Source organism: Labrys monachus, assembly GCF_030814655.1.
GTDB classification, from domain to species: Bacteria; Pseudomonadota; Alphaproteobacteria; order Rhizobiales; family Labraceae; genus Labrys; species Labrys monacha.
The window spans coordinates 6,896,333-6,920,400 of record NZ_JAUSVK010000001.1 but is presented as its reverse complement, the minus strand read 5'-3'; the positions used below and the strand labels follow the sequence as shown (position 1 = coordinate 6,920,400).

The window sequence follows — 24,068 nt, the reverse complement described above, 5'->3', positions numbered from 1 at the left end:
CGACGGAGTCGATATCCGTTCCGAACGCGCAGATGATTTCCTTCTTGGCCATATCAATTTCCTTCTTTCACCGCCGGGGCGGCTGGTCCGAATGGTGCGGAATTGAAATCACGCCATGATTGAAAAATCCACTTTTTTCTTTATTCTCGATAGGCAGTTAAGTACCTCAACGGCCTCCATAAATATGAATTCCGCATCAATTAATGCCGAATTTATATTGCCGAACACCGTTGCAGAAGACGCCCGTTCCGGCAGAGAACAGCCTCGATCCGTCCGACTGGAGACATCATGACTGCGCTGAAGATAACGATCGCCGGAATGTCGTTCGACGCCACGCTCGAGGAGGCGAAGGCGCCGAACACCTGCGCGGCCTTCAAGGCCCGCCTGCCCTTCCACAGCAAGGTCGTGCATGTGCGCTGGAGCGGCGAAGCGGTGTGGATCCCGCTCGGCGACTATGATTACGGCGTCGGCTACGAGAATCATACGAGCTACCCGGCGCCCGGCCAGATCATCCTCTATCCCGGCGGCATCAGCGAGACGGAGATCCTGCTCGGCTATGGCGGCGTGCACTTCGCCTGCAAGATGGGGCAGCTCGCCGGCAACCATTTCGCCACCATCACCTCCAACCTCGACAAGCTGCCCGAGATCGGCCGCCTCGCCCTCTGGGAGGGCGCGCAGCCCATCGTCTTCGAACTCGCCTGATCCGCCGGAAGAACGACGGCGAAAGCGGGCCGAACGTCGAGGTGACCATGAACGCGATTCCGGCCGGCGACACCGCCGTCAACCCCGCCCTGCGCGCGGCGACCGGGCATGAGAGCGCCGATCTCGCCGCTTTCGCCGCGGCGCTGCGCTATGAGGACATTCCGGCGGCGGTGATCGACCGCACCGTCGATTTCTTCGTCGACTGGGCCGGCTCCGCTCTGTCGGGCGGCGGCCAGCGCGCCGTCGGCGCGATCGAGCGCTTCGCCGCCGCGATGGGGCCGCAGGACGGGCGCTCGGAGATCCTCACCGCCCGCCGGACGACGTCGCCGCTCTTCGCCGCGATGGTGAACGCCGCCGCCTCGCACATCTCCGAGCAGGACGACGTCCACAACGGCTCGGTGTTCCATCCGGCCGCCGTGGTGTTTCCCGCCGCGCTGGCGACGGCCCAGCATGTCGGCGCCTCGGGACGCGATTTCCTCGCGGCATCGGTCGCCGGCTACGAGGCCGGCATCCGGGTCGGCGAGTTCCTGGGGCGTTCGCATTACCGCGTCTTCCACACTACCGGCACCGCGGGCACCGTCGCCGCCGCGGTCGCCGCCGGGCGCCTGCTCGGCCTCGACGCCAAGGCCATGCTCGACGCCGTCGGCTCGGCCGGCACCCAGGCGGCCGGGCTGTGGGAATTCCTGCGCGACGCCGCCGATTCCAAGCAGCTCCACACCGCCAAGGCCGCCGCCGACGGGCTGACGGCCGCCTTCCTCGCCGCCGAGGGCTTCACCGGCGCCCGGCGCATCCTGGAAGGCGCCCAGGGCATGGCCGCCGGCATGTCGCGCGACGCCGATCCCAAGAAGATCGTCGACCGCCTGGGCTCGCGCTGGACCGTGCTGGAGACGTCGTTCAAGTTCCATGCCTCCTGCCGCCACACCCATCCGGCGGCGGATGCGCTGCTCGGCCTCGTCGAGGCGCACGACCTTTCGCCGGAGGCCATCGCGCATGTCGTCGCCCATGTGCACCAGGGCGCGATCGACGTGCTTGGGCCGGTGACCGACCCGAAGACCGTGCACCAGGCGAAGTTCTCGATGCCGGCGACGCTCGGGCTCATCGCCGTGCATCGGCGCGCCGGCATGGCGGAGTTCGACGCCTATCTCTCCGACCCGGCCGCCCGCGCCTTCCTGGACCGGGTCGAGATGGCGCTCGATCCCGAGGTCGACGCCGCCTATCCCCGCCGCTGGATCGGCAAGGTGTCGCTGCGCACCGGCGACGGCACCGTGTTGGAGGGCAGGGTCGACGAGCCGAAGGGCGATCCCGGCAACACGCTGACGCGGGCGGAGACCGACGCCAAGGCGCGCCGCCTCGCCGCCTATGGCGGTATGCTCGACGCCGCGGGCATCGACGCGCTGATGCCGCGCCTGTGGTCGATCGCGGACCGCAACGCCGTCGGCCGCCTGGTCTGAGCCGGTGAGGGGCGGGCCTGCGACCCGCCCCGTCGATCGGTGACCGCCCCTTACACGCCGATCGGCATGTGCTCGGCCGAACGCACAACCGGGCGCGGGGCGACCAGTTCCTTCCAGGTCGACAGCGCCTTGTTGACCGCCGGGAAGGCGGGGCGCTTGACGAGGCGCCCGCGGCCGGGGCGGGGCTGGTCGTTCTTGCCGTGCGACCACACCACCTCGCCGCGCGACAGCGTGTAGCGCGGCAGGCCCTTGACCTCGACGCCCTCGAACACGTTGTAGTCGATGATCGACTTCTGCGACGCCGCGGAGATCTTCTTCGTCAGCTTGGGATCGAAGACCACGAGATCGGCGTCGGAGCCCGGCAGGATGGCCCCCTTCTGCGGATAGATGTTGAGGATGCGGGCGATGTTGGTCGAGGTCACCGCGACGAACTCGTTCGGCGTCAGCCGGCCCGTCTCCACGCCCTTGGTCCACAGCACCGGAAGCCGGTCCTCCAGGCCGCCGGTGCCGTTCGGGATCTTGGTGAAGTCCTTGACGCCGGTGCGCTTCTGCTCGGTCGTGAAGGCGCAATGGTCCGTCGCCACCACCTGGAGCGAGCCGGCCGCGAGGCCCGCCCACAGCGAATCCTGATGGCTCTTGTCACGGAAGGGCGGGCTCATCACCCGGCGGGCGGAATAGTCCCAGTCGGGATTGAAATATTCGCTCTCGTCCAGCGTCAGATGCTGGATCAGCGGCTCGCCATAGACGCGCATGCCCTTCTGCCGGGCCCGGCGGATGGCTTCATGCGCCTGCTCGCAGGAGGTGTGCACGATATAGACCGGCACGCCGGCCGCGTCCGCGATCATGATGGCGCGGTTGGTGGCCTCGCCCTCCACTTCCGGCGGGCGGGAGAAGGCGTGCGCTTCCGGGCCGGTGGTCCCCAGGGCCAGGTATTTCTGCTGGAGCGCGGCGATGATGTCGCCGTTCTCCGCATGCACCAGCGGCAGGGCGCCGAGCGCTGCGCAGCGCTGGAACGAGGCGAACATCTCGTCGTCGTTCACCATCAGCGCGCCCTTATAGGCCATGAAGTGCTTGAAGGTGTTGATGCCGCGGCCGACCACCTCGGCCATCTCCTCGAAATGCTTCTGCGACCAGCCGTTGACGCACATATGCAGCGAATAGTCGGACGAGGCCTGACGCTGCGCCCGCTCCTCCCAGGCGTCGAGCGCGGCGATCATGCCCTCGGGGCCGGGAATGACGAAGTCGACCACCGTGGTGGTGCCGCCCGACAGCGCCGCGAAGGTGCCGCTCTCCCAGGTCTCCGCCGCGGTGGTGCCCATGAACGGCATTTCGAGATGGGTGTGCGGGTCGATGCCGCCGGGGATGATATAGGCGCCGTCCGCGTCGAGCGTATTGTCGCCCGCCAGATTGTCGCCGATCGCGGCGATCTTCTCCCCTTCGATGAGGATATCCGCCTCATAGGTTCGATCGGCTGCGACGATGGTCCCGCCCTTGATGACCGTGGACATGCGTATGCTCCTTCTGTGTTCCCGATATCGCTGCCGCGCCGATGATGCGAACCGGCTCCGGCGTCCTCGTTGCCTCAGGCGGCCGGCGGCACGGCCCCCTTGCGTTCGACGATCAGCCGATAGGCTTCCGGTTCGCGATGGCGCGCGAAGTCGAAGATAGTCTCGCGGTAACGCCTGCCGAGATCAAGGTCGCAGCGGGCGGTAATGATCTCGTCCTCCAGCGAAACCGCCATGGCGACGATCTCGCCGGACGGCGCGACGATGACGCTCTGCCCGACCATGTTGGATCCCTCCTCGATGCCGCATTTGGCGGTGCCGATCACCCAGGTGGCGTTCTGATAGGCGCCGGCCTGCATCGAGAGATGGTTGTGGAACTGGGTCAGGCCGTCGATGTCGGGATGGCCGGTGTGGTCGTAGGGCGTGTTGTAGCCGAGCATCACCATCTCGACGCCCTGCAGTCCCATCACCCGGTAGGTCTCCGGCCAGCGGCGGTCGTTGCAGATGCACATCCCCATCACGCCGTCGAAGGCGCGCCAGACCGGAAAGCCCAGATTGCCGGGCTCGAAATAGCGTTTTTCGAGATGCTGGTGCCGGCGGCCGGGCTGCGGCGCGGCATGGCCGGGCAGATGCACCTTGCGGTATTTGCCGACGATGCCGCCCGAGCGGTCGACCAGGATCGAGGTGTTGAAGCGGCGCTTGCGGCCATCCTCGACCACCAGTTCGGCATAGCCGAGATAGAAGCCGATGCCGAGCTTCCTCGCCTCGTCGAACAGCGGCTGGGTGTCGGGCCCGGGCATCTGCCGCTCGTAATAGCTGTCGAGCTCCGCCTCGTCCTCGATCAGCCAGCGCGGAAAGAAGGTGACGAGCGCGAGCTCGGTGAAGACCACCAGCTCGGCGCCCCGGCCCTTGGCCTCGCGCATCAGCGCGACCAGGCGCTTCACCGTATCCCTGCGGGTTTCGGATTTCGCGATCGGTCCCATCTGGGCCGATGCGGTATGGACGATCCTCGCCATGACTGGCCTCCCTATTCCGGCTTCCCGCGTCCGGCGAGAAAGCGGTAGATCTCCGTGTGGTCGGCGGCCTTGCCGAGCGCCGCCGAGGCCTCGGCCCACAGCGCCGCGGCCCCGCGCGCGCCTTCGGCGTCGATGGCGAGTTGCTCGGCGAGGTCGACCGCCGTGCGCAGGTCCTTGGCCATCAGCGCCATCGAGAAGCCCGAGGCGAAGGTGCCGGACAGCACGAACGGCTTCATCTTCACGTCGGTCGCATTGTTGCGCCCCGTCGAGACGTTGAGCACGTCGACGAGCACGTTCGGGTCGACGCCGAACCGTTCGGCGATGATCGCCGCCTCGCAGGCGGCGGCGAGCCCGGCGGCCGAGACATAGTTGTTCAGGGCCTTGACCGCATGGCCGGAGCCGACCGGTCCGGTCAGGATCACGCTTCGGCCCATGGCATCGAGCAGCGGCCGGGCGCGCTCGACCAGCGCCGGATCGCCGCCGGCCATGATGGCGAGCGTGCCGTCGACGGCCCGCCGCACGCCGCCGGAAACCGGCGCGTCGACGAGGCCGAGGCCCTTCGCCGCGAGGTCGGCGGCGAGCGCCCGCGTCTCCATCGGCGCCGACGAACTCATGTCGACGACGAGCGCTCCGGGGCCGAGCGTCGCCGCCGCACCGCCGGCGCCGAGGACGGCGTCGCGGACGATGCCGCCGTTCGGCAGCATGGTGACGAGGATCGAGGCGCCCGCCGCCGCCTCGCCGGGCGTGGCGAAGGCGAGGCCGCCGCGCGCGGCCAGCGCAGAGCGCGCCGGCTCGGAAACGTCGCAGCCCTGCACGCGGAAGCCGGCCTCGACCAGCCGCGTCGCCATCGGCAGGCCCATCATGCCGAGGCCGACGAAGGCGATCGCCCGTCCCTGCGTCCGCGCGGCGTCGGTCAAGTCGCGTCTCCCTGCCCGATTTCCTTGAAGACCTCCTTGGCGATGCGGAAGCAGTCGAGCGCCGCCGGCACGCCGCAATAGACGCCGATTTGGAGGAAGATCTCCTTCAGCTCGTCCTTGCTCAGCCCGTTGTTGAGGGCGCCGCGGATATGGAGCTTGAGCTCGTGCGGGCGGTTGAGGGCCGCGATCATGCCGAGATTGAGGATGCTGCGGCTGCGGCGGTCGAGGCCGGGCCGGTTCCAGATCTCGTCCCAGCACCATTCGGTCGTCAATTGCTGCATGGACCAGTTGAAATCGTCGGCCTGCTCCAGCGAGCGGTCGACATAATCGGCCCCGAGCACGGCGCGCCGCGTCTTCAGGCCGCGCTCGAATTTCTCTGACCGGGGTTTCGCGCTCGTCATGGTGTTCCTCCTTCTCGGCAGCCGTGGCCGCCGTCCTGCAACTCACGCTCCGCGGCCGAGCGGCTCGAACAGGCCCTGGAGGGCGCGCTCGATCTCGAGGCCGAAGCCGAGGAGACGGTCGTCCTCGCCATTCGTGGCGGAAAACAGGATGCTGGTGGGCAGGCCCCTGTGGTCGCGTCCGTTCGGCATCGCCAAGCCGCAGAGCCGCAGATTGTTGCCGAGCCAGGTGTTGCGCAGCGTCCTGAGGTTGACCTCGTGGAAGAGCGCGTCGTCGGCGTCGAGCGGGGCGACTTCCGGCGCCGTCACCGGCGTGGTCGGCATGACCAGGAGGGCGCCGCCGAGCCGGGCCTCGACATCGGCGATGGCCTTCTCGCGGATGCGCCCGATCGAAACGAGGTCGTGGGCCGACATCTGGCGGCCGCTCAGGATGCGGTGGCGCACGCGCCGGTCCATGGCGCCGCCCTTTTCGCTCTCGACGGCATCGCGATACTCGAAATAGGCTTCCGCTGCCGTCAGCGTGCCGTGGCGGGCCGTCATCTCGGCGATCGCGTCGAGGGCGTCGACCTTGTCCCGGACGATGGTGGCGCCGCCGCGGGCGAGCGCCTCGAGCGCCTGTTCGAAATTGGCGAGCACCGCCGGCTCGGCCTGGTCGCATACGTGGTTGGTGGGCACCAGCAGCGTCAGATCGCGCAGGTCGCGCCGCCGCGCCTCGACGGTGACGGCGCCGCGCAGCACCATGTCCAGCACGGCGCAGTCGGCGACGGAGCGGCCGAGCGGGCCGAGGGTGTCGAGGGTGCGGGAGAGCGGGATCACGCCCGTCTTGTCGAGGCGCCCCTCGCTGGTCTTGAAGCCGACGATGCCGTTGAAGGCGGCGGGAATGCGCACCGAGCCGCCGGTGTCCGTGCCGATGGCGCAGGGCGCGAGGCCGCCGGCGACGGCAGCGCCCGAGCCGGAGGACGAGCCGCCCGGGGCGCGATGCGTGCCGCGGTCGTTCGGATTGACCGGCGTGCCGAAATGCGGATTGAGGCCGAGGCCGGAAAAGGCGAGCTCCGACAGGTTCAGCTTGCCGAGGCAGACCATGCCGGCGGCGGCGGCGTTGGCGGCGCTTTGCTGGTCCCGCGTCTTCGGCACCTCCCGCGAGAACAGCAGCGAGCCGCCGGTGGTCGGGGCGCCCTCGATGTCGATGAGGTCCTTCCAGGCGATCGGCACGCCGTCCAGCGGCGACAGGGGGCGACCGCGCTCGTAGCGCGCCGCCGCGGCTTCCGCCTCCCGCATGGCGCGGGCGGCCGTCACCGTGATGAAGACGTTGTCGCCGCGCGAGGCTTCGATCCGTCCGAGCAGATAGTCGGCGAGCGCCGGCGGCGTCGTCTCGCCGTTGCGGAAGGCAAGGCCGATCTCGACCGCCGTGCGCCTCGAAATGTCTTCAATATCAGCCACTGGCTTCTCCTGTCGGCCACGCGTCCGGACGATGCCGCGATACGCGTGCTCGAACGCAAAACAACGCTATCGGCGACGCAGCGCCCGCCGCGCGCGCCCTCCCCGATTCCTCACCCGCCACGAACCCGCCGGCCGCTGTCGCCGCCTTCCGGCTCGTCAGTGTCCGCCGGCGGCGTAGGGCTTGCGCGCCTCTCCCGAATCGACCTTCGACAGCACATGCACCTGCTCGGGCTTCCAGCTCGCGACGACCCGGTCGCCCGGGCCGACGGGCCCGGCGAAAAACTCCTCGTCGGCGACGTTCGCCACGAAGGCGGAACCGCCCGCGACGAGGATGCTCACCTTGACGAAATTGCCCTGGTACTCCGTCGCCTCCACGACCCCGGCGACGCTGTTGGGTGCGAGCGGCGCCGCTTCGCCGGTCGCCTTCGCGACATGGATGCGGTCGCGCCGGATCGAGATCGACATCGGCGCGCCGGCGGCGGGCGCACCGCCGACCGGCACGTCGAAGGCTTCGCCCTGCGTTCCCTCCAGGCGCACGCCGGCGGCCGAGACGCTGGCGACCGTGCCGGTCAGCACGTTCTGGCCACCCATGAAGCGGGCCACATAGGGCGTCGTCGGACGGTTGAAGATGTCATTGGCGGTCGCCGCCTGCTCGATGCGCCCGGTATCCATCACCACCACCATGTCGGCGAGCGCGATCGCCTCGGGCTGGGTGTGGGTGACGTGGACGAAGGTGATGCCGAGCTCGGCCTGCAGCGCCTTCAATTCGCCGCGCATCTGCAGGCGGAGGAATTCGTCGAGCGCCGACAGCGGCTCGTCGAGGAGCAGGACCCTCGGATTGGTGATCAGCGAGCGGGCCAGCGCCACGCGCTGCTGCTGGCCGCCGGAGAGCTGCGCCGGCATGCGGTTGCGCAGATGGTCGAGCTGGACGCGCTCCAGCATGCGGTGCGCGCGCTCGCGCCGCTCCTCCTTCCCGACGCCGCGCATCTTCAGGTAGAAGGCGACATTGTCGAGGATGGAGAGATGCGGGAACAGGGCGTAGCTCTGGAACATCATCGCCGTGCCGCGCTCGACCGGCGGCTTGCCGACGACCATCTGGTCGCCGATGAAGATCTGGCCCGAGCTCGGCGTCTCGTGCCCGGCGATCATGCGCAGGATGGTGGTCTTGCCGCAGCCGGACGGTCCGAGCAGGCAGCAATAGGACCCGTGCGGGATCGTCAGGTTGATGTCCTTGACGGCATGGGACTCGCCGAACGTCTTGGTGATGTGGGTGAGGCGAATCTCGCCGGACGCCTGCCGGCCCGCGGCGGCCGGGCCGGGTTGGGCTGAAACGGATCTGTCGTTCATTATCTCGACCGCTTGCGTTGAATGATGAGGATCGATCCGAGCGCCAATATGATGACGAGGAAGGAAACGATCGTCGTGACGGTGCCGAGCGCATAGAGGGCGGGCGAGGTGACGTTGGTCGTCATCGTCCAGATCTCGAGCGGCAGCGTGTTCTTGGGACCGACGGTCAGCCAGCTCCTCGGGAATTCGTCGTAGGACAGGGTGAAGCCGAACAGCGCCACCGCGATCACGCCGGGGAAGACGATCGGCACCACGACCGATTTGACGGTCTGCCAGCGGCTGGCGCCGAGATCGTAGGCGGCCTCCTCATAGGACGGGTTGAGGCGTCCGAGGATGGCGAACATGATCAGCAGGCCGAAGGGAAGCGCCCAGGACAGATGCGCGCCGAGGGCCGAGGTGTACCAGGCTGCCGACTGCCCGAGAAGATATTTGAACGTGACGAGGATGCCGATCGACAGCACCAGGCCGGGCACGATCAGGCTGGCGATCGCGGTATAGAAGATCAGGCTGGCGCCGAGGAAACGCCGGCGGAAAGCGAAGCCGGCCGTCACCGAGATCAGCACCGTCAGCACCATCACGATCAGCGCGAGCGGCAGCGACCGGTCGAAGGCGCCGACCACGTCGCCGGTCCGGCGCGGGTTGAACAATTCGTCGAACCACATGGTCGAGGGATCGCGCAGCGGGAAGACCAGCGAGGCGTTGGGACCCTGGAACGACAGTACGAGCACCGAGATCATCGGCCCGTAGAGAAAGATGACGAACAGGGTGAAGAAGGCGGCCAGGACATAGAAGGTCCAGGGCCGGCTGCCGGGGGAGGAAGGAAGCGACATTACCGTACCAGTTCCTTGCGCACGTCGACGAGCCTGAAGATGGCGGCGGCGATGAGAAGCACGATGATGAGCAGGAGGACGGCATTGGCGGCCGCGCGCGGATAATTGAGGATCTGCAGGTCGTTGAAGATGCCCGACGTCGCCGAACCCGAAAGCCCGCCGCTCATCACGGTGACGACGAAGAAGTCGCCCATCACCAGCGTCACCACGAACAGGGCGCCGAGCGCGATGCCGGTCTTGCACAGCGGCAGCACCACGTTCCAGACGACGCCCCAGCGGTTGGCGCCGGCATCGATCGCCGCCTCCAGCAGGGATTTGTCGATGCGCGCCATCGAATTGAAGATCGGCACGATCATGAACATGGTGAAGAGGTGGACATAGGCGACGACCACCGAGAAATCGGAATAGAGCAGCCAGTTGAGCGGCTGGTCGATGATGCCGGTATGGATCAACGCGTTGTTGATCAGCCCTTCCTTGCCGAGGATCGGGCGCCACGAGATCATGCGGATGATGTTCGACGTCCAGAACGGGATCGTGCACAGCAGGAAGAGCCCGATCGCGACCACGAGGTTGCGCACATGGAACACCAGGAAATAGGCGATCCAGAAGCCGATCACGAAGGTGAGGACGAGCACGATCAGCGTGAACTTCACGGTCGACAGATAGAGCGCCCATGTCGTCGGGCTGGACAGAAGGTCGATATAGTTCTTGAGCGTGAAGGTCCGCACGATGCCGACCAGCATCTGGTAGCGGAAGAAGCTCACCACGACGACCAGCGCGATCGGCACGACGAAGAACATCGCCAGGACAAGCGTCAGGGGCGCGACTTGGAGGTAGGAGGCAGCTGTTTTCTTCGTCATTGCATCGCCATGGAACCACTGTCGAAACGGAGGGCGGCATCACCGCCCTCCGTGCAGAAAAACGTGTCCGGGGTCGCGGCTGGCGGTCAGGCCGCGTTGAACTCGTTCCACTTGGCGTAGAGATATTCGGCCTGGTCCATCAGGTTGTTCCAGACCGCCACCTTGGAGAAGCGCTCCTCGAACGAACCGCCGTCGCGCACGTCGCCGGCCGAATTGGTCTTCTGGCCGGTCGGCGAGGTGATATCCGCCGTCGCCGGCTTGCCCTCGTAGAAGAAGCCGCGCTCATTGTCGGACAGCGCCGCCTTCGCCGTCTTCGGATTGGCGCTGTAATAGCCCTGCTTGGCGATGAAGCCGCCGACCCAGCCGGAATTGTACCAGTTGAGATATTCATAGGCGGCGTCGAGCTTGATGCCGTCGACATGGGAGACGATGCCGAGGCCGTTGCCCCAGCCGCGATAGCCTTCCTTCAGCGGCTGATAGGTGCATTTGATGCCCTGGGTCTGCACCGCCGTCACCGCCGGCGACCACATCGACTGGATCACCACCTCGCCGGACGCCATCAGGTTGATCGACTCGTCGAAGGTGCTCCACAGCGCGCGGAAATGGCCGCCCTTCTTCAATTCGATCAGCTTGCCGATGGTGGCGCCGAGTTCTTCCTGGGTGGGATTGCCCTTGTCGGCATATTTCAGGATGCCGGCGGCCTCGAAGGCCATCATCGCGTCCATGATGCCGTTGGTCGGCACGTTCTGGATGGCGGCCTTGCCCTTGAAGTCCGGGGAGATCAGGTCGGCCCAGCTGGTGATCGGCCGGCCGGTGAGATCGGGACGGATGCCGAGCGTGTCGGCGTTGAACACGCTCGGCACGAAATTGACGAAATCGGTCTTGCTCTTGGCGAAGCCGGCCGTGTCCTTGGCCTCGCGATAGATGAACTTGATCGGCGAATCGCCTTCGCGCGAGACTTCCTTGCCGGCGAAGGTGCCTTCCGTATAGAGCGGGGTCAGGTCGCCCCAGGCCTTGATCTTCGAGACTTCGATGCCGTGCAGCACGTCCTGGGGCACCAGGACCTTGCTCTGCCAGATCTCCATGTCGCAGATGTCGATCGAGTTGGGATCGTTGGCCATGCGGTTGAGCAGGCCCGGATGGTCCACCACCGACATCTCGATCTTGAAGCCGAGATCCTTCTGCGCCTGCCGGCCGATATCGGCGAGGACCGAGTAGGACATGCCGGTATGGTTCAGCGTGATGTCCTTGATGGTCTGCGCCCACACCGTCGGCGCGCCGATGACGGTGGACGCGGCGGCCACCGCGCCGCCCTTGAGGACGGCCCGGCGCGAGATCACCTTGTCCAGAATTTCACCCGTTTTTTTCATTGTCGTTCCCTTCTGTTTCATTGAGCAGCCGTTCTACCAATGCGCCGCCTCCGGATTCCCGCCTTGCGAGACACCTCGCCCCGGCGGCATCCGGGCAGCCGCATTCCCCCATGACCGATCGGCATGAACCGGTGCGGCCTGCCCGCAGCGTCACGCCCCGGCGATCCGCCGCCGAACGCCACCACTTTCGCAGGCCCGGAGCCTTCGATGCAATCTATCATTGCGTGATCGAGGCGCTTTTCGGCAGGCTTCCAGGCTCGTTCTTCCCCCCGGCCTGCCGCGCCATCGCATCGCCCGCGGTCGCCGTCCGCGCCCGAAACCTGCGGTCCGGTCACAGCCAAGCCCACCGGCGGGGCTTCATGCCCCCGGTTCGGATTACATTCGATACTGCACGGGCCAGGGCCTCCTGCGGTACGAAAACGGCGGCGAAAACCCGTTCATCCAACGCTTTCTCTTTGTTCCCACTCGACTTTTTGTCAGTTGACGGAGATAGTAGACATTGAAAAATGGCGTGTTAAATAATGTTTTCGCGATGATTGATATGAATTTGGCATCAATATGCGCTATGACCTCAAGCATCTCTCCACCTTCGTCGCCGTGGCGGAAGAGCTCAACTTCCATCGCGCAGCCGCCAGGCTGACCATGGCGCAGCCGGCCGTCAGCCGCATCGTCATCGAACTGGAGGACAGGCTGGGGGTCAAGCTCCTCGAACGGACCACGCGCCAGGTCCGGCTGACGGAATCGGGCCGCTACATCCTGGAGGCGGCGCAGGACATCCTGCGCCGGGTCGCCCTCGCCGAACAGACGGTCCGGCTGCTCGCCTCCGGCACCAAGGCGATCCTCCGGATCGGCTACACCACCATCACCGGCCATTCGCTCGTCCCGGACATCGCGCGGGAATTCCGCAAGCACAATCCCGACGTGCGGCTGGAGCTCACCTACATGCCCTCGGCCGCCATGCGCGACCAGATCCTGCAGGACGAGATCGATCTCGGCTTCATCGTCGGCTCGTTCCAGAATGCCGAGATCGAATCGCGCTACATCGCCGCCCATGACGTGATGGCGCTGCTGCCCGTCGGCCACCCGCTCGCGGCCAGGGAGCATCTCACCGTGGAGGACCTCGCCTGCGAACCTCTGGTGATGGGCACCGATTCGGAATGGCCGACCCTGCGCCGCGTCGTCATCGACATGTTCCAGAAGGCCGGCCAGGTGATGACGGTGAGCCAGGAGGCCTCCAGCCTGACCGGCATCCTCGGCCTGGTGACCGCGGGTGTGGGCATCACCGTCTTCTGCGGCATTCCCCGCTTCTGCGGCGACGCCATCGCCGCCCGGCCGATCCTGACCGACCCCGGCACCCTGGTCGAGACCCATCTGGCCTGGCGGCGCTCCAGCCTCAACGCCGCCATGCGGCGCTTCATCGAAACGAGCGAGAAAGTCGGCAGGGAGACCGCCGCCGCGTGAGCGGGACGCAGGACCGCGAGCGCTCGTCTCGCCGCGGGAATGCAACGGGAGCGGCGATCGTCCTCCTGGGATTGCAGGGCACGCCGCGATGGGAGGTCGATCGGTGATCGACTCTCCGACCTCGTCCGGTCCTGCGAAAAGCGATTGACGAAGGCCGGCCTTTACGGGCCGAATGCGGCGGGGCCGCTGATAGTCGCGGATGGCGCAACTCGGAGAGGTTGGGGGAAACCGCATGGAGAACTGGGCGAACCGCAAGACGCTGATCCTGGGGCGCAGCGAAATGGTCGGCCTGCTCACGCCGGGCGAATATAATGACTGCGTCGAGCAGGCCTACCGCATGCATGGCGAGGGCCGCTACTACATGGACCCCAAGGGCCATATCGTGCTCGACCGCTTCGCCGGCGAATGGGAGGCGATGCCCTCCTATATCGAGGAGCCGCACGCCGCCGCCTGCAAATGGGTGTCGATCCGCGAGCACAACCGCGAACGCTACAACCTGCCGACCGTGTTCTCGATCCTGATCTACACCGAGCCGGAGACGGGCTTTCCGCTCGCCATCGTCGACGGCAGCTATCACACCGTCATGCGCACCGGCGCGGCAGCGGCGGTGTCGGCCAAATGGATGGCACGCAAGGATTCGCGCCGGCTCGCCATCGTCGGCGCCGGGCATATGGCGGAGGGCACGCTCGCGACCTGCAACGCCGTCTTCCCCTGGGAAGAGGTGCGCGTCTGGAGCCGCAGCGCGGACACGCTCGACCGCTTCGTCAAGCAGCAGCAGCCCAAATATGACGGCTTCGAGATCAAGCCATCGACCGATCTGGAGGCGGTCGTGCGCGGCGCCGACGTCGTCGTCACCGTCACCCCGGCGCGCGGGCCGATCGTCAAGGCGGCGTGGATTTCGCCCGGCACCCACATCGCCGCCGTCGGCGCCGACAAGAAGGGCGACCAGGAGCTCGAGGGCACGCTGCTGACGCGCGCCCGCATCTTCGTCGACGACATCCGCCAATGCCGCACCGACGGCGAGATCAACGTGCCGCTGTCCGAGGGGCTGATCACCGAGAGCGACATCGCCGGGGAGATCGGCGAGATCGTCACCGGCCGCAAGCCGGGGCGGACCTCGGACGAGGAGATCACGATCTTCGATTCCACCGGCATCGCCCTGCAGGATTCGGCGACGGTGCCGCTCGAATACAGGCGCGCTGTCGAAGCCGGCGTCGGCATCGAGAAGAAGATGATCTCGACCTGAGCCCCCGGGCCGGGCCATCCGCCAGGGACGCGCGAGCCATGGACAGCGACGACATCTACCGCAGCCAGCGTTTCGGCCAGGCGACCGGCTTCGGCCGGGCGCCCGCGCTGCTGGTGATCGACTTCGTCAACGGCTTCACCGATCCCGCCATCCTGGGCGGCGGCAACATCGCGGAGGCCGTCCGGGCCACGATCCCGCTTTTGGCCGATTTCAGGCGCCGGGGCCTGCCCGTCATCTTCACCCGCATCGTCTATGCCGAGGACGGCTCGGACGCCGGCATCTGGTGCGAGAAGGTGCCGCGCCTGCGCGAGCTGACGGAGAGCGCGCAGGCCAGCCAGGTCGTCGACGAACTGGCGCCGCGCGCCGGCGAGATCGTCATCCGCAAGACGCAGGCCTCCGCCTTCTTCCACACGCCGCTGGCGGGGCTGCTGACGCTGCGCGGCATCGACACGCTCGTCGTCGCCGGCTGCACCACCAGCGGCTGCGTGCGCGCCAGCGTGGTCGACGCGATCAGCATGAACCTGCGCACCGTCGTCGCGCACGACGCCGTCGGCGACCGCGCCCTCGGACCGCATGCCGCCAACCTCTTCGACATCGGCCAGAAATATGCCGACCTGCTCTCCGGGGCGGAGATCGTCGCGGCGCTGGACCGGCCGGCCGCGACGTGAAAGGCGGAGCGCAATCCGCCCTTCTCAGCCCTGCGCGTGCTTGAGCGCCGCCTCGGTGACCACGTCGTCGTCCTCCAGGCTGCGATAAGGCTTGATGCCCTGCCTGCCCAGCGCCGCGTGATAGGATTTCACCGCCGCCGACGGCGCGAGATCGCCCGAGACGACCGCGCGCATATGGGTGACCATGTCGAGCGGCGACTCCGCCAGGTTGATCTTGCGCCCGAACAGGGCGACGCGCGCGCCGTAGCGCTCGGCCTGGGCGAGCAGCTCGTAGCAGTCGCGGGTGGTGCCGGCGCCGCCGCCGAGGACGCCGACGACGAGGCTCGGGTCATAGGAGGCCAGTTCCTCCAGCGCCGCCGGGCCGTTATAGGCGATCTTCAGGAATTGCGGCCGATCCGCTTTGGTGACGCCCGCCAGGCAGCGCAGGATGCAGTCGTTGATGTAGTGCGGCAGGATGTCGGCATCGATGCCCGTGTCGACGTTCGGGTTGAACACTTCGAGGAAGTACTTGAAATTGTTGGCGGCGGCATCCGCGCGGAAATCGGAGAACGCCTGGAGCGACATGCAGTCGGCATCGAGGTCGTTGTTGAAGGTGACGGAATAGAGCCCGAGATCGGTGCCGACGAGAGGCGCCCCCGGCGCCGGCGCCGGCGTGCCCGTGGTCACCCGCGACAGCGAGGCGGTGCGGAAGGGGCGCGAGGGCTGGCGCACATAGGTGGCTCCGCGCATCACCCAGATGTCGGTCGTGTCGTTGGCGCGGATCGCCGGCTTGACCGCGCTGTCGCGGAACGCCCCCCGCTCCTGCAGCGCTTCCAGGTTGGAGATCGAGGTCAGCATGATGTCCACGACGTCCTGCTCGATCACCGCCTGGATCTGGTCGAGCCATTCGGGGCGGGTGCGGTTGCGCGTCGCCGTGCCGTCCTTGGCGCGCAGCGGCCCGGACCAGGTCATGCTGGGGCCCATGTCGCTGTCCTTGGCGTCGGCGATGATGAAATCGGAGCGCGTATAGGCGCCGGAACGGATACGGGCGAGCTTCTGGTCGAAACGGGTCATCGGGGATCCTTGGGGTCGGGTTCATCGGACGCATCGCGCACGCCGCGAGGCCGCGGCACGCGCTTGCTCCGTGCAGGGAATATCTTCGCTTGCAGGAAAAAGAAAATTCCTTTTTATTGATTCAGAGATAAAAATATTTTGCAGCCCCCGCGCGGAAGCCCGTGCGGCAGGCAGCGGATGAAAGGGAGGAGGAACGGCCCCGGGGACGGAGGCCCGCCGAATGTCGGTTCACGGCCCGACGCAGACAATAAAAACACACGATAGGGAAACGTCATGACAAGGATCAAGGGCCTGCGAAGGCTTGTCGGCCTCGCCGCCGCGGCGCTGCTCGGAACCGGGCTCGCCGCCCCATCGGCGCAAGCGCAGCAGAAGGAAGTCACCGTCTGGTCGTGGTTCATCCAGAGCACGATGCAGAAGTCGATCGCGGCTTTCGAAAAGCAGCATCCCGACGTCAAGGTGAATTACACCTATTACAACTATTCGCCCGAATACATCACCGCCCTGAAGGCGGCGGCGGCCTCGGGCAGCCTGCCCGACGTGATCGGCCTGCAGCCGGGCTCCCTCACCCAGCAATATCGCGACGACCTGGCGCCGGTGAACGATCTCGCGGCCAAGGCGTGGGGCGCCGGCTGGGCCGACAAGGTCTTCCCGGTCAACCGCAAGCAGATGCTGATGGGCAATCCGCAGGGCGACGAGAACTATTACATCGTGCCGCAGGAATCCCAGGTGCTCTGCATCTGGTACAACCGCAAGCTCTTCGAGACGCTGAAGCTCGGCGTCCCCAAGACCTATGACGAGCTGAAGGCGGCGGCCAAGGCGCTCACCGCGGGCGGCTACATCCCGATGTTCCAGGGCGCCGCCGACGGCTGGCAGAACGAGAACGTCTTCCTCATGCTCGCCAACCAGTTCTCGGCCGGCATCGTCGACAAGGCCCAGGCGGGCACGGCGAAATGGACCTCGCCGGAGCTGGTTTCCGCCATGAAGGCCTGGAAGGGCCTGTTCGACGACGGCATCTTCCAGCAGGGCGCGCTCGGTGCCCATGCCTATCCGACCGGCGCGCAGCTCTTCGCTCAGGCCCGGGTGGGGATGATGGCGCTCGGCTCCTGGTGGATGCAGGAGAGCAAGTTCCCGCCCCCGCTCTCCCAATATATCCAGAACATGGATGGCTTCGACTTCTTCTACCTGCCGGCCGTTGCCGGCGCGCCCGGAGCCAGTCCGCCGGTCGGCGGCATCGACATCGGCTACGGGCTGACCAAGAACGGCGCCAGGAATCCCGCCGCATGGACCTTCCTCGCCTCCCTCACCAATGGCGAGGCGCTGCAGGAAGCGCTGAACGATCTCAACGACCTGCCCGCCTTCGCCGGCCATGAGCCCAAGGGCGACGTCTCCGACCATGTGAAGGCGATGTCAGCGCGCTTCATGACCGACCTGCCCAAGGCGGAGAACCAGCGCTTCGCCCAGCCTGCGGTCGCCGAAGCGCTCGACAACGCGCTCGCCGGCGTCGCCGACGGCAGCCTCCAGCCAGAAGCGGCGCTCGCCGCGGTCCAGGCCGCGACCGACAAGGCCCTCGGCAAATAGGCCGGCGCAACAGGCATGCCGGCGCGGCGGCTCCGCGCCGGCATGCGTCTCGGCTGAAGGCAGGATTGGAATGAACGCTCGCATCATGGCCGCGCCCGCAGCGGCGACCGTCCGACGGTCGCGCTACGCGGCGCCGGGGCTCTATCTGTTCGCGCTCCCCGCGACATTGCTCTTCGTCGTGTTCATCGCCTATCCCATTCTCTGGGTGACCGGACAGAGCTTCTTCACGCGCAGCGCCGGCGGGGCGCCGGTGTTCACCGGCCTCGCCAGCTATCGCGAGGCGATCCTCGATCCGGTGTTCTGGACCGTCGTGCGCAACATGGCGCTGTGGGGTGCGATCACCATTCCCGTGCAGATGCTGATCGGCGGCCTGCTCGCCTATTTCATCGAGCGCCACACCATCCGGCTGCGCGGCTTCTTCCGCACCATGTTCTTCCTGCCGGTGGTGACCTCGGTCTCGGTGATCAGCCTCGTCTGGGTGCAGATCTACGCGCCCTATTACGGCATCGCCCAGGCCTATCTGAAGCATGTCGGCATCGTCATGACCTCGTCGGCGATCGGCGACGCCTCGAGCGCCATCTATGCGCTGATCCTGGTCAATATCTGGCAGTGGACCGGCTTTTCGATGCTGATGTACATCGCCGGCATCGCCGGCCTGCCCGGCGAGGTGCTCGACGCCGCCCGCGTCGACGGCGCGAAGGGCTGGCGCCTGGCGGTCCATGTCATCGTGCCCATGCTGGCGCCGGCCACCAAGTCGCTGCTGCTCCTCGGCGTGATCGGCACGCTGCAGACCTTCCCCATCGTCCACCTGATGACCGGCGGCGGGCCCAACCATGCGAGCGAGGTGTTCGGCACCCTCATCTTCAAGCGGAGCTTCGTGCTCGGCGACACCGGCGCCGGGGCGACGCTCTCGGTCATCGTGCTGCTGATCGCCCTCGTGCTGTCGCTCATCCAGATCGTGTTCCTGGGCGCCAGCCTTTCGCCGGCCCGCAAGGAGCGCCCATGACCGCAACCGCCCGCGCCCGCCTGCGCAGCCTCGCCGTCCACCTCGTCCTCTTCGCCGTGCTCGGCCTGTGGATGATCCCGCAGGCCTATATGCTCTCGATCGGCCTGCGCACGCCGGAGCAGGCCTTCGATCCCGTGCTGTTCGCCTGGCCGATCACCTTCGACAATTTCGTCACCGTCCTCGGCGACAACCCGCTCGGCGGCATCTTCCTCAACAGCCTGATCGTCACGGTGGCGACCGTCGCCATCGTCGTCGCGGTCTCCTCCCTCTTCGCCTTCGCCTGCGCCATCCTGAAGCTGAGGGGCTCGATGGTGCTCTATGCGACGCTGCTGGTGACGCTGATGGTGCCGCTCGCCTCGCTGGTGCTGCCGCTCGCCATCCTGCTGCAGACCTTCGGCTGGGTGAACACCTATTGGGGCCTGATCTTTCCCTATTCGGCCCTCGGCGTTCCCTTCGCCATGGTGGTGCTGAAGGCCTTCATGGAGGATTCGCCGGCCGAGCTGTTCGAGGCGGCGCGCGTCGACGGCTGCAGCAGCTGGCAGAGCTACTGGCATGTCGCCCTGCCCTTGGTGCGGCCGGCGCTGGTCTTCGTCGCCATCTGGCAGTTCATCGTCACCTGGAACGAGTTCTTCCTGGCGCTCATCGTGCTCACCAAGAGCGAGATGAAGACGCTGACCATCGTGCCGATGCAATATTCCGGCCTCTACATGGCCAATCCGGGCGCCCTGTTCGCCATCCTCACCCTGATCGCCCTGCCGCTCGTCCTCCTCTACGTCGTGGTGCAGCGCGCCTTCGTGCGCGGCCTGCTCGCCGGCGCGGTCAAGGGCTGACGATGGCCGCCCTCCCTCCCGCGATGCCCGGCATCGTCCTTCACAGGAGCTCTCCATGGCCACGCTGACCATCGAGGACGTCACCAAGAACTATGGCAGCCTGTCGGTCATTCCGCGCCTGTCGCTGACCGTGGCCGACGGCGAATTCTGCGTGCTCGTCGGCCCCTCCGGATGCGGCAAGTCCACGCTGCTGCGCATCATCGCCGGGCTCGAGCCGATCACCTCCGGCCGCATCCTGGTCGACGGCGTCGACGTCAGCGACGCCGAGCCGCCGGAGCGCGGCATCGCCATGGTGTTCCAGTCCTATGCGCTCTACCCGCATATGAACGTCGACCGCAACATGGGCTTCGGTCTCGAGATCGCCCATACGCCCCGGCCGGAGATTCGCGCGCGCGTCGCCCGCGCCGCCGAGAAGCTGCATCTCGACAAGCTGCTGCACCGCAAGCCGCGGGCGCTCTCCGGCGGCCAGCGCCAGCGCGTGGCGATCGGCCGGGCGATCACGCGCAAGCCCAGGCTCTTCCTGCTCGACGAGCCGCTCTCCAATCTCGACGCCGCGCTCAGGGTCGGCATGCGGATCGAGATCGCGCGGCTGAAGGCCGAGCTCGCCTCCACCATGATCTATGTGACGCACGACCAGGTCGAGGCGATGACCCTGGCCGACCGCATCGTCGTCATGAACGCCGGCCGCATCGAGCAGGTCGGCACGCCGCTCGACCTCTATGAGGAGCCGGCCAATCTGTTCGTCGCCGGCTTCATCGGCTCGCCGGCGATGAATTTCCTCAAGGGAAATGTCGTCTCCGCCGACAGCGGCACCGCCCGCGTGCGGCTGGCGATCGGCGTCGAGATCGATATCGCCCTCGACCGCCCGGTCGAGGCCGGCAGCGAGGTGACGGCCGGCATCCGCCCGGAGCACCTCGTCCTCGGCAGCCTGGAGGGGGAGGCCCGCTTCCAAGGCAGCGCCGCCATCGTCGAGATGCTCGGCAGCGACACCTTCGTCCATCTGCGCCAGGACGGGGAAGCCATCGTCCTCCGCGACAGCCGGGCCCGGCGCATCCGCCGCGGCGACAGCCTCACCGTGACCGTGCCGTCGCAGGCCTGCCACCTGTTCGGCAGGGACGGCCTGCGCCTGTCGCGCGCCCCGGCCCGGCCCGCCGAAGGCCTCGCGCCGGAAACCGCGACGCCCGGACAGGATGCGCTTGACTCCGCAGGCGATCGGTCTATTCATCGGCCACACTGAAAAGAAAGTTTCTTTTGATGGCCATTGAAGAAAAAATTGTCTTTGACGCTGCCGAGCCGGAGGACGGCGCCGCGACGGCGATCGACATCTTCCAGAAGCTGGTGGCGGCGGCGCGCTCGCCCGACCGCACCATGGCCGGCCTCTCGCAATGGATCATCGACAACCAGGGCCGGGCGGCGGGCATGTCGATCTCGAATCTCGCGCTGCAGACCGGCGTCAGCGAGACGACGGTGTTCCGCTTCTGCAAGCTGCTCGGCCTCAACGGCTACAAGGACCTGCGCTTCGCGCTGGCGGAAAGCCGCGGCCTGGCCCTGGGCGCCCAGCTCGCCGGGACCGCCGCCGGCGGCGAGGAGCACCCGCTGGCCTCGATCATGCGCCGCGTCGTCGAGGTCAATTCGGAGCAATTGCTCAAGACCATGAGCCTCGTATCCTTCGCCGCCCTGCAGGAGGCGACGCAGGCGATGCTGGCGGCCAACCACATCCACCTCGTCGGCTTCGGCAGTTCGGCGCCGGTCGCCTTCGACGCCTATCAGCGCCTGCTCTGCCTCGGGCTGACCGCGAGCGCCCATTCGGACCCGCACGTCCTCGCCGCCGTCACCGCCAGTGCCCGACCGGGCGCCGTCTTCTTCGGCGTCACCTGCTCCGGCCGCACGCGCGATCTGATCGAGGCCTTCGAGACGGCTGGCACCCGCGGGCTGAAGCGCATCGTCATCACCAGCGACGAGAATGCGCCGGCGGCCAAGGTGGCGGACATCGTCCTGGTCTCGGCCGTGCGCCGCTCGCCGATCGCCCGCGAGGTGATCGCCACCCGCATCTCCCAGCTCGCCATCGTCGAGACGCTGTGCGTCGCGCTCGCGCTCAACCATCCCGAGGCGAAGGACATCATCCACGACACCGCGCTGCTCGACCGCGAGATCGCCAAGAAGCGGCTGCCGGCGCGCAAGCCCACCTGAAAAAACGCAATCCGAGGAAACTGCCCATGTCCAGCCACGATCCGGTCAAAGACGTCATCGTCCATTGCTGCCACCTGATGGCGCAGAAGGGGCTGATCGCCGGGACCGAAGGAAATGTCAGCGCGCGCGCCCGCGACGGCGGCATCTGGACCACGCCGTCCGACCTCAACAAGGGCCAGGTCACGGCCGAGGTGCTCGTGCGCATCGATTTCGACGGCAATATCCTCGAAGGCGAGCACCGGCCGACCTCCGAACGCTTCATGCATCTCGAATTCTACAAGCAGCGCCCGGGCGTGAACGGGGTGGCCCACGGCCATCCGGTGTTCAGCACCGCCTATGCCGCCGCCGGCCGCAAGCTGCCCAGGGACATCCTGCCCGAACTGGTCGCCACCATCGGCGACATCGCGCTCGTGCCCTATGGCCGCCCGTCCGGGCCGAAGCTCGCGGCGGCCATCGCGCCCTATGTCGCCCGCCACAACGCCTTCCTGCTGCAGAACCACGGCTCGATCGCCTGCGGCGCGTCGGTGCTCGAAGCCTATCAGCGCCTCGAGGTGGTCGAGGCCTATGCCAAGACCTGCTGGGCGGCGGAAACCATCGGCGGCGTCAAGCCGATGAGCGCAGCGGACATCGCCGACCTTCCGGTGCCATCGCTCGCATGAGCGACATCTTCCTCGGCCTCGACCTCGGCACCAGCGGCTGCAAGCTCATCGCCTTCGACGGGAGGGGGCGGGAGCTCGCCCGCGCGACCCGCGGCTATCCCGTCGCCAATCCGGGCCCCGGCCAGTTCGAACTCGACGCGGACCGGGTGTGGGGCGAGGCCGAGGCCTGCTTCCGCGAGGTCCGGGCCGGCGCCCTGCCGGGCACGGTGCGCACGCTCGCCGTGTCCGTGCTGGGCGAGGCGGTGCTGCCGGTCGACCGCTCGGGGCGCCCGCTCGCGCCCGCCCCGATCAGCGCCGACATGCGGGCGATGGCCGAGGTGGAGCGCCTCGGCGAGCGGTTCGGCCCGGAGCGCATCCACGCCATCACCGGCCAGATCCTCTCGCCGATCTCCTCCCTCCCCAAGCTGATGTGGTGGCGCGCCCATCGCCCCGCCCTCGTCGACGAGGCGTGGAAATTCGTCTGCTTCGGCGAGTTCGCCCTGATGAAGCTCGGCCTGCCGCCGGTGATCGACGAGGGCATGGCCGCGCGCATGATGGCCTTCGACGTCGGGCGCCGCGGCTGGTCGCAGGATCTCCTCGACATGGCCGGCCTGGTGCCGTCCCAGCTCGCCGCGGTGGCGCCGAGCGGCACCGTGCTCGGCAGCGTGCCGGACGGCGTGGCGGCGGCGCTCGGCCTGCCCCCGGGCGTCCGGGTCGTGCTCGGCGGCCATGACCAGCCGATGGGCGCGCTCGGCGCCGGCATCGTCGAGCCGGGCACCGCGCTCTATGCGATCGGCACCACCGAGGCGCTGGTGGTGGCGCTGGAGAAGCCGGCCCCGGGCCTCGGCGCCCGCAACATCCCCTGCTATGCCCATGTGATGCCCGGCCGCTATGTCGGCCTCGCCGGCAATCAGAGCGGGGCGCGGGTGCTCGCCTGGTATCGCGAGGCGATGGCGCTCGCCGGGCCCGAAGACGGCGCCAGGGCCTTCGAGGAGCTCCTCGCCGCCCTGGAGGACCGTCCGCCCGCCTGGCCGCTGCTCCTGCCGCATTTCGCCGGCAGCGGTTCGGTGCTCAACGACAATGACAGCCTCGGCGCGCTGTTCGGCCTGCGCTTCGAGACGAGCCGGCAGGACATCCTGCTGGCCCTGCTGGAAGGCATCACCTTCGAGCAGGCCCTGAGCCTGGAAGCGCTGAGCGAAGCGGCGGGGCCCGTCGCCGCATTGCGGGCCATCGGCGGCGGCACGCGCTCGGCCCTGTGGCTCCAGATGAAGGCGGACATCCTCGACCGGCCGGTGACCTGCGCCTCTGTCCAGGATGCGCCCTGCCTCGGCGGCGCCATCCTCGGCCGGGCGGCGGTCGAGCCGGGAACGCCGGTCGCGGCGATCATCGGCGAGATGGTGGCGACCGGGCGGACGTTCCATCCGCGTCCCGATCGCCATGCCGTCCACGCCGCCCGCCTGGCGGTCTACCGCTCGATGTATACGGCCCTGCGCCCGCTGGCCGCGCAGATGCGGCACTGCTGGCAGGCGGCATCCGGGGCCCCGGCGCCGGCCTGAAGCGGC

At 67.6% G+C, this 24,068-nt stretch carries 22 protein-coding genes; 12 read left to right on the top strand and 10 right to left on the bottom strand.

What is annotated here, in order from left to right:
• The first annotated feature begins 288 nt into the window (after positions 1–288).
• Positions 289–702: a DUF3830 family protein gene (locus J3R73_RS31490; RefSeq protein WP_307436958.1), complete on the top strand. Its 414-nt coding sequence runs from the start codon at positions 289–291 to the stop codon at positions 700–702.
• Between the two features lie 47 nt (positions 703–749).
• The gene (locus tag J3R73_RS31485) at positions 750–2,153 is read left to right on the top strand and encodes an MmgE/PrpD family protein (RefSeq protein ID WP_307436956.1); all 1,404 of its coding nucleotides are present in this window, start codon (positions 750–752) and stop codon (positions 2,151–2,153) included.
• A gap of 50 nt (positions 2,154–2,203) precedes the next feature.
• Here the strand turns inward: J3R73_RS31485 and hydA are convergent, their stop codons facing one another.
• The 9 genes from hydA to J3R73_RS31440 form a co-directional block, all read right to left on the bottom strand.
• Complete coding sequence (gene hydA / locus J3R73_RS31480; protein ID WP_307436954.1) at positions 2,204–3,661, bottom strand: dihydropyrimidinase; 1,458 nt, start codon at positions 3,659–3,661, stop codon at positions 2,204–2,206.
• A 74-nt stretch (positions 3,662–3,735) separates the two neighbouring features.
• A complete protein-coding gene (locus J3R73_RS31475; protein WP_307436951.1) occupies positions 3,736–4,674 on the bottom strand; it encodes an N-carbamoyl-D-amino-acid hydrolase in 939 nt (312 codons plus the stop codon).
• Between the two features lie 11 nt (positions 4,675–4,685).
• Positions 4,686–5,591 carry an NAD(P)-dependent oxidoreductase gene (locus J3R73_RS31470; protein WP_307436949.1) on the bottom strand — a complete coding sequence of 302 codons (906 nt, stop codon included), beginning with the start codon at positions 5,589–5,591 and terminating at the stop codon, positions 4,686–4,688.
• Positions 5,588–5,992 (bottom strand): carboxymuconolactone decarboxylase family protein, encoded by a 405-nt coding sequence (locus J3R73_RS31465; RefSeq protein WP_307436947.1) that lies wholly within the window; start codon positions 5,990–5,992, stop codon positions 5,588–5,590. The genes J3R73_RS31470 and J3R73_RS31465 overlap by 4 nt, the downstream gene beginning before the upstream one ends.
• Positions 5,993–6,034: 42 nt before the next feature.
• Positions 6,035–7,429, bottom strand: coding sequence for an amidase family protein (locus J3R73_RS31460; protein ID WP_307436945.1), 1,395 nt, complete (start codon positions 7,427–7,429; stop codon positions 6,035–6,037).
• 156 nt (positions 7,430–7,585) lie between these two features.
• A complete protein-coding gene (locus J3R73_RS31455; protein WP_307436943.1) occupies positions 7,586–8,776 on the bottom strand; it encodes an ABC transporter ATP-binding protein in 1,191 nt (396 codons plus the stop codon).
• Positions 8,776–9,606, bottom strand: coding sequence for an ABC transporter permease (locus tag J3R73_RS31450; protein WP_307436940.1), 831 nt, complete (start codon positions 9,604–9,606; stop codon positions 8,776–8,778). The genes J3R73_RS31455 and J3R73_RS31450 overlap by 1 nt, the downstream gene beginning before the upstream one ends.
• Positions 9,606–10,466, bottom strand: a complete 861-nt coding sequence (locus J3R73_RS31445; RefSeq protein ID WP_307436937.1) for an ABC transporter permease — start codon at positions 10,464–10,466, stop codon at positions 9,606–9,608. Before J3R73_RS31445 ends, J3R73_RS31450 begins: the two co-directional genes overlap by 1 nt.
• Before the next feature lie 86 nt (positions 10,467–10,552).
• A complete protein-coding gene (locus J3R73_RS31440; RefSeq protein WP_307436935.1) occupies positions 10,553–11,836 on the bottom strand; it encodes an ABC transporter substrate-binding protein in 1,284 nt (427 codons plus the stop codon).
• Between the two features lie 558 nt (positions 11,837–12,394).
• On the opposite strand from J3R73_RS31440, the gene J3R73_RS31435 reads away from it, so the two are divergent.
• The 3 genes from J3R73_RS31435 (at position 12,395) to J3R73_RS31425 (ending at position 15,211) form a co-directional block, all read left to right on the top strand.
• Complete coding sequence (locus J3R73_RS31435) at positions 12,395–13,297, top strand: LysR family transcriptional regulator (protein ID WP_307436932.1); 903 nt, start codon at positions 12,395–12,397, stop codon at positions 13,295–13,297.
• A gap of 232 nt (positions 13,298–13,529) precedes the next feature.
• Positions 13,530–14,543: an ornithine cyclodeaminase family protein gene (locus tag J3R73_RS31430; protein ID WP_307436930.1), complete on the top strand. Its 1,014-nt coding sequence runs from the start codon at positions 13,530–13,532 to the stop codon at positions 14,541–14,543.
• Between the two features lie 38 nt (positions 14,544–14,581).
• Positions 14,582–15,211, top strand: coding sequence for an isochorismatase family protein (locus J3R73_RS31425; RefSeq protein WP_307436927.1), 630 nt, complete (start codon positions 14,582–14,584; stop codon positions 15,209–15,211).
• Between the two features lie 24 nt (positions 15,212–15,235).
• On the opposite strand, the gene J3R73_RS31420 is transcribed toward J3R73_RS31425, so the two are convergent.
• Positions 15,236–16,264 carry a hypothetical protein gene (locus J3R73_RS31420; RefSeq protein ID WP_307436925.1) on the bottom strand — a complete coding sequence of 343 codons (1,029 nt, stop codon included), beginning with the start codon at positions 16,262–16,264 and terminating at the stop codon, positions 15,236–15,238.
• 273 nt (positions 16,265–16,537) lie between these two features.
• Here J3R73_RS31420 and J3R73_RS31415 point away from each other — a divergent pair, with 273 nt between their 5' ends.
• The 7 genes from J3R73_RS31415 to J3R73_RS31385 all read left to right on the top strand — a co-directional run bounded on the left by J3R73_RS31415 (position 16,538) and on the right by J3R73_RS31385 (position 24,062).
• Positions 16,538–17,842: an ABC transporter substrate-binding protein gene (locus J3R73_RS31415; protein WP_307436922.1), complete on the top strand. Its 1,305-nt coding sequence runs from the start codon at positions 16,538–16,540 to the stop codon at positions 17,840–17,842.
• 70 nt (positions 17,843–17,912) lie between these two features.
• Complete coding sequence (locus tag J3R73_RS31410) at positions 17,913–18,848, top strand: carbohydrate ABC transporter permease (protein WP_307436917.1); 936 nt, start codon at positions 17,913–17,915, stop codon at positions 18,846–18,848.
• The gene (locus tag J3R73_RS31405) at positions 18,845–19,678 is read left to right on the top strand and encodes a carbohydrate ABC transporter permease (RefSeq protein WP_307436914.1); all 834 of its coding nucleotides are present in this window, start codon (positions 18,845–18,847) and stop codon (positions 19,676–19,678) included. The genes J3R73_RS31410 and J3R73_RS31405 overlap by 4 nt, the downstream gene beginning before the upstream one ends.
• Before the next feature lie 55 nt (positions 19,679–19,733).
• Entirely contained in the window at positions 19,734–20,915 is a 1,182-nt protein-coding gene (locus J3R73_RS31400; RefSeq protein ID WP_307436912.1) for an ABC transporter ATP-binding protein, read from the top strand.
• Positions 20,916–20,932: 17 nt separating this feature from the next.
• Positions 20,933–21,868, top strand: coding sequence for a MurR/RpiR family transcriptional regulator (locus tag J3R73_RS31395; protein ID WP_307436908.1), 936 nt, complete (start codon positions 20,933–20,935; stop codon positions 21,866–21,868).
• A 26-nt stretch (positions 21,869–21,894) separates the two neighbouring features.
• Complete coding sequence (locus J3R73_RS31390; RefSeq protein WP_307436905.1) at positions 21,895–22,527, top strand: class II aldolase/adducin family protein; 633 nt, start codon at positions 21,895–21,897, stop codon at positions 22,525–22,527.
• A complete protein-coding gene (locus tag J3R73_RS31385; RefSeq protein ID WP_307436902.1) occupies positions 22,524–24,062 on the top strand; it encodes an FGGY-family carbohydrate kinase in 1,539 nt (512 codons plus the stop codon). The genes J3R73_RS31390 and J3R73_RS31385 overlap by 4 nt, the downstream gene beginning before the upstream one ends.
• Positions 24,063–24,068: the final 6 nt, after the last annotated feature.

Bases quoted from the DNA above. Each gene is read 5' to 3' on its own strand.
- J3R73_RS31490 (WP_307436958.1), top strand. From the start codon at position 289: ATGACTGCGCTGAAGATAACGATCGCCGGAATGTCGTTCGACGCCACG.
- J3R73_RS31485 (WP_307436956.1), top strand. From the start codon at position 750: ATGAACGCGATTCCGGCCGGCGACACCGCCGTCAACCCCGCCCTGCGC.
- hydA (WP_307436954.1), bottom strand. From the start codon at position 3,661: ATGTCCACGGTCATCAAGGGCGGGACCATCGTCGCAGCCGATCGAACC.
- J3R73_RS31475 (WP_307436951.1), bottom strand. From the start codon at position 4,674: ATGGCGAGGATCGTCCATACCGCATCGGCCCAGATGGGACCGATCGCG.
- J3R73_RS31465 (WP_307436947.1), bottom strand. From the start codon at position 5,992: ATGACGAGCGCGAAACCCCGGTCAGAGAAATTCGAGCGCGGCCTGAAG.
- J3R73_RS31455 (WP_307436943.1), bottom strand. From the start codon at position 8,776: ATGAACGACAGATCCGTTTCAGCCCAACCCGGCCCGGCCGCCGCGGGC.
- J3R73_RS31450 (WP_307436940.1), bottom strand. From the start codon at position 9,606: ATGTCGCTTCCTTCCTCCCCCGGCAGCCGGCCCTGGACCTTCTATGTC.
- J3R73_RS31445 (WP_307436937.1), bottom strand. From the start codon at position 10,466: ATGACGAAGAAAACAGCTGCCTCCTACCTCCAAGTCGCGCCCCTGACG.
- J3R73_RS31440 (WP_307436935.1), bottom strand. From the start codon at position 11,836: ATGAAAAAAACGGGTGAAATTCTGGACAAGGTGATCTCGCGCCGGGCC.
- J3R73_RS31435 (WP_307436932.1), top strand. From the start codon at position 12,395: ATGCGCTATGACCTCAAGCATCTCTCCACCTTCGTCGCCGTGGCGGAA.
- J3R73_RS31430 (WP_307436930.1), top strand. From the start codon at position 13,530: ATGGAGAACTGGGCGAACCGCAAGACGCTGATCCTGGGGCGCAGCGAA.
- J3R73_RS31425 (WP_307436927.1), top strand. From the start codon at position 14,582: ATGGACAGCGACGACATCTACCGCAGCCAGCGTTTCGGCCAGGCGACC.
- J3R73_RS31420 (WP_307436925.1), bottom strand. From the start codon at position 16,264: ATGACCCGTTTCGACCAGAAGCTCGCCCGTATCCGTTCCGGCGCCTAT.
- J3R73_RS31415 (WP_307436922.1), top strand. From the start codon at position 16,538: ATGACAAGGATCAAGGGCCTGCGAAGGCTTGTCGGCCTCGCCGCCGCG.
- J3R73_RS31410 (WP_307436917.1), top strand. From the start codon at position 17,913: ATGAACGCTCGCATCATGGCCGCGCCCGCAGCGGCGACCGTCCGACGG.
- J3R73_RS31405 (WP_307436914.1), top strand. From the start codon at position 18,845: ATGACCGCAACCGCCCGCGCCCGCCTGCGCAGCCTCGCCGTCCACCTC.
- J3R73_RS31400 (WP_307436912.1), top strand. From the start codon at position 19,734: ATGGCCACGCTGACCATCGAGGACGTCACCAAGAACTATGGCAGCCTG.
- J3R73_RS31395 (WP_307436908.1), top strand. From the start codon at position 20,933: ATGGCCATTGAAGAAAAAATTGTCTTTGACGCTGCCGAGCCGGAGGAC.
- J3R73_RS31390 (WP_307436905.1), top strand. From the start codon at position 21,895: ATGTCCAGCCACGATCCGGTCAAAGACGTCATCGTCCATTGCTGCCAC.
- J3R73_RS31385 (WP_307436902.1), top strand. From the start codon at position 22,524: ATGAGCGACATCTTCCTCGGCCTCGACCTCGGCACCAGCGGCTGCAAG.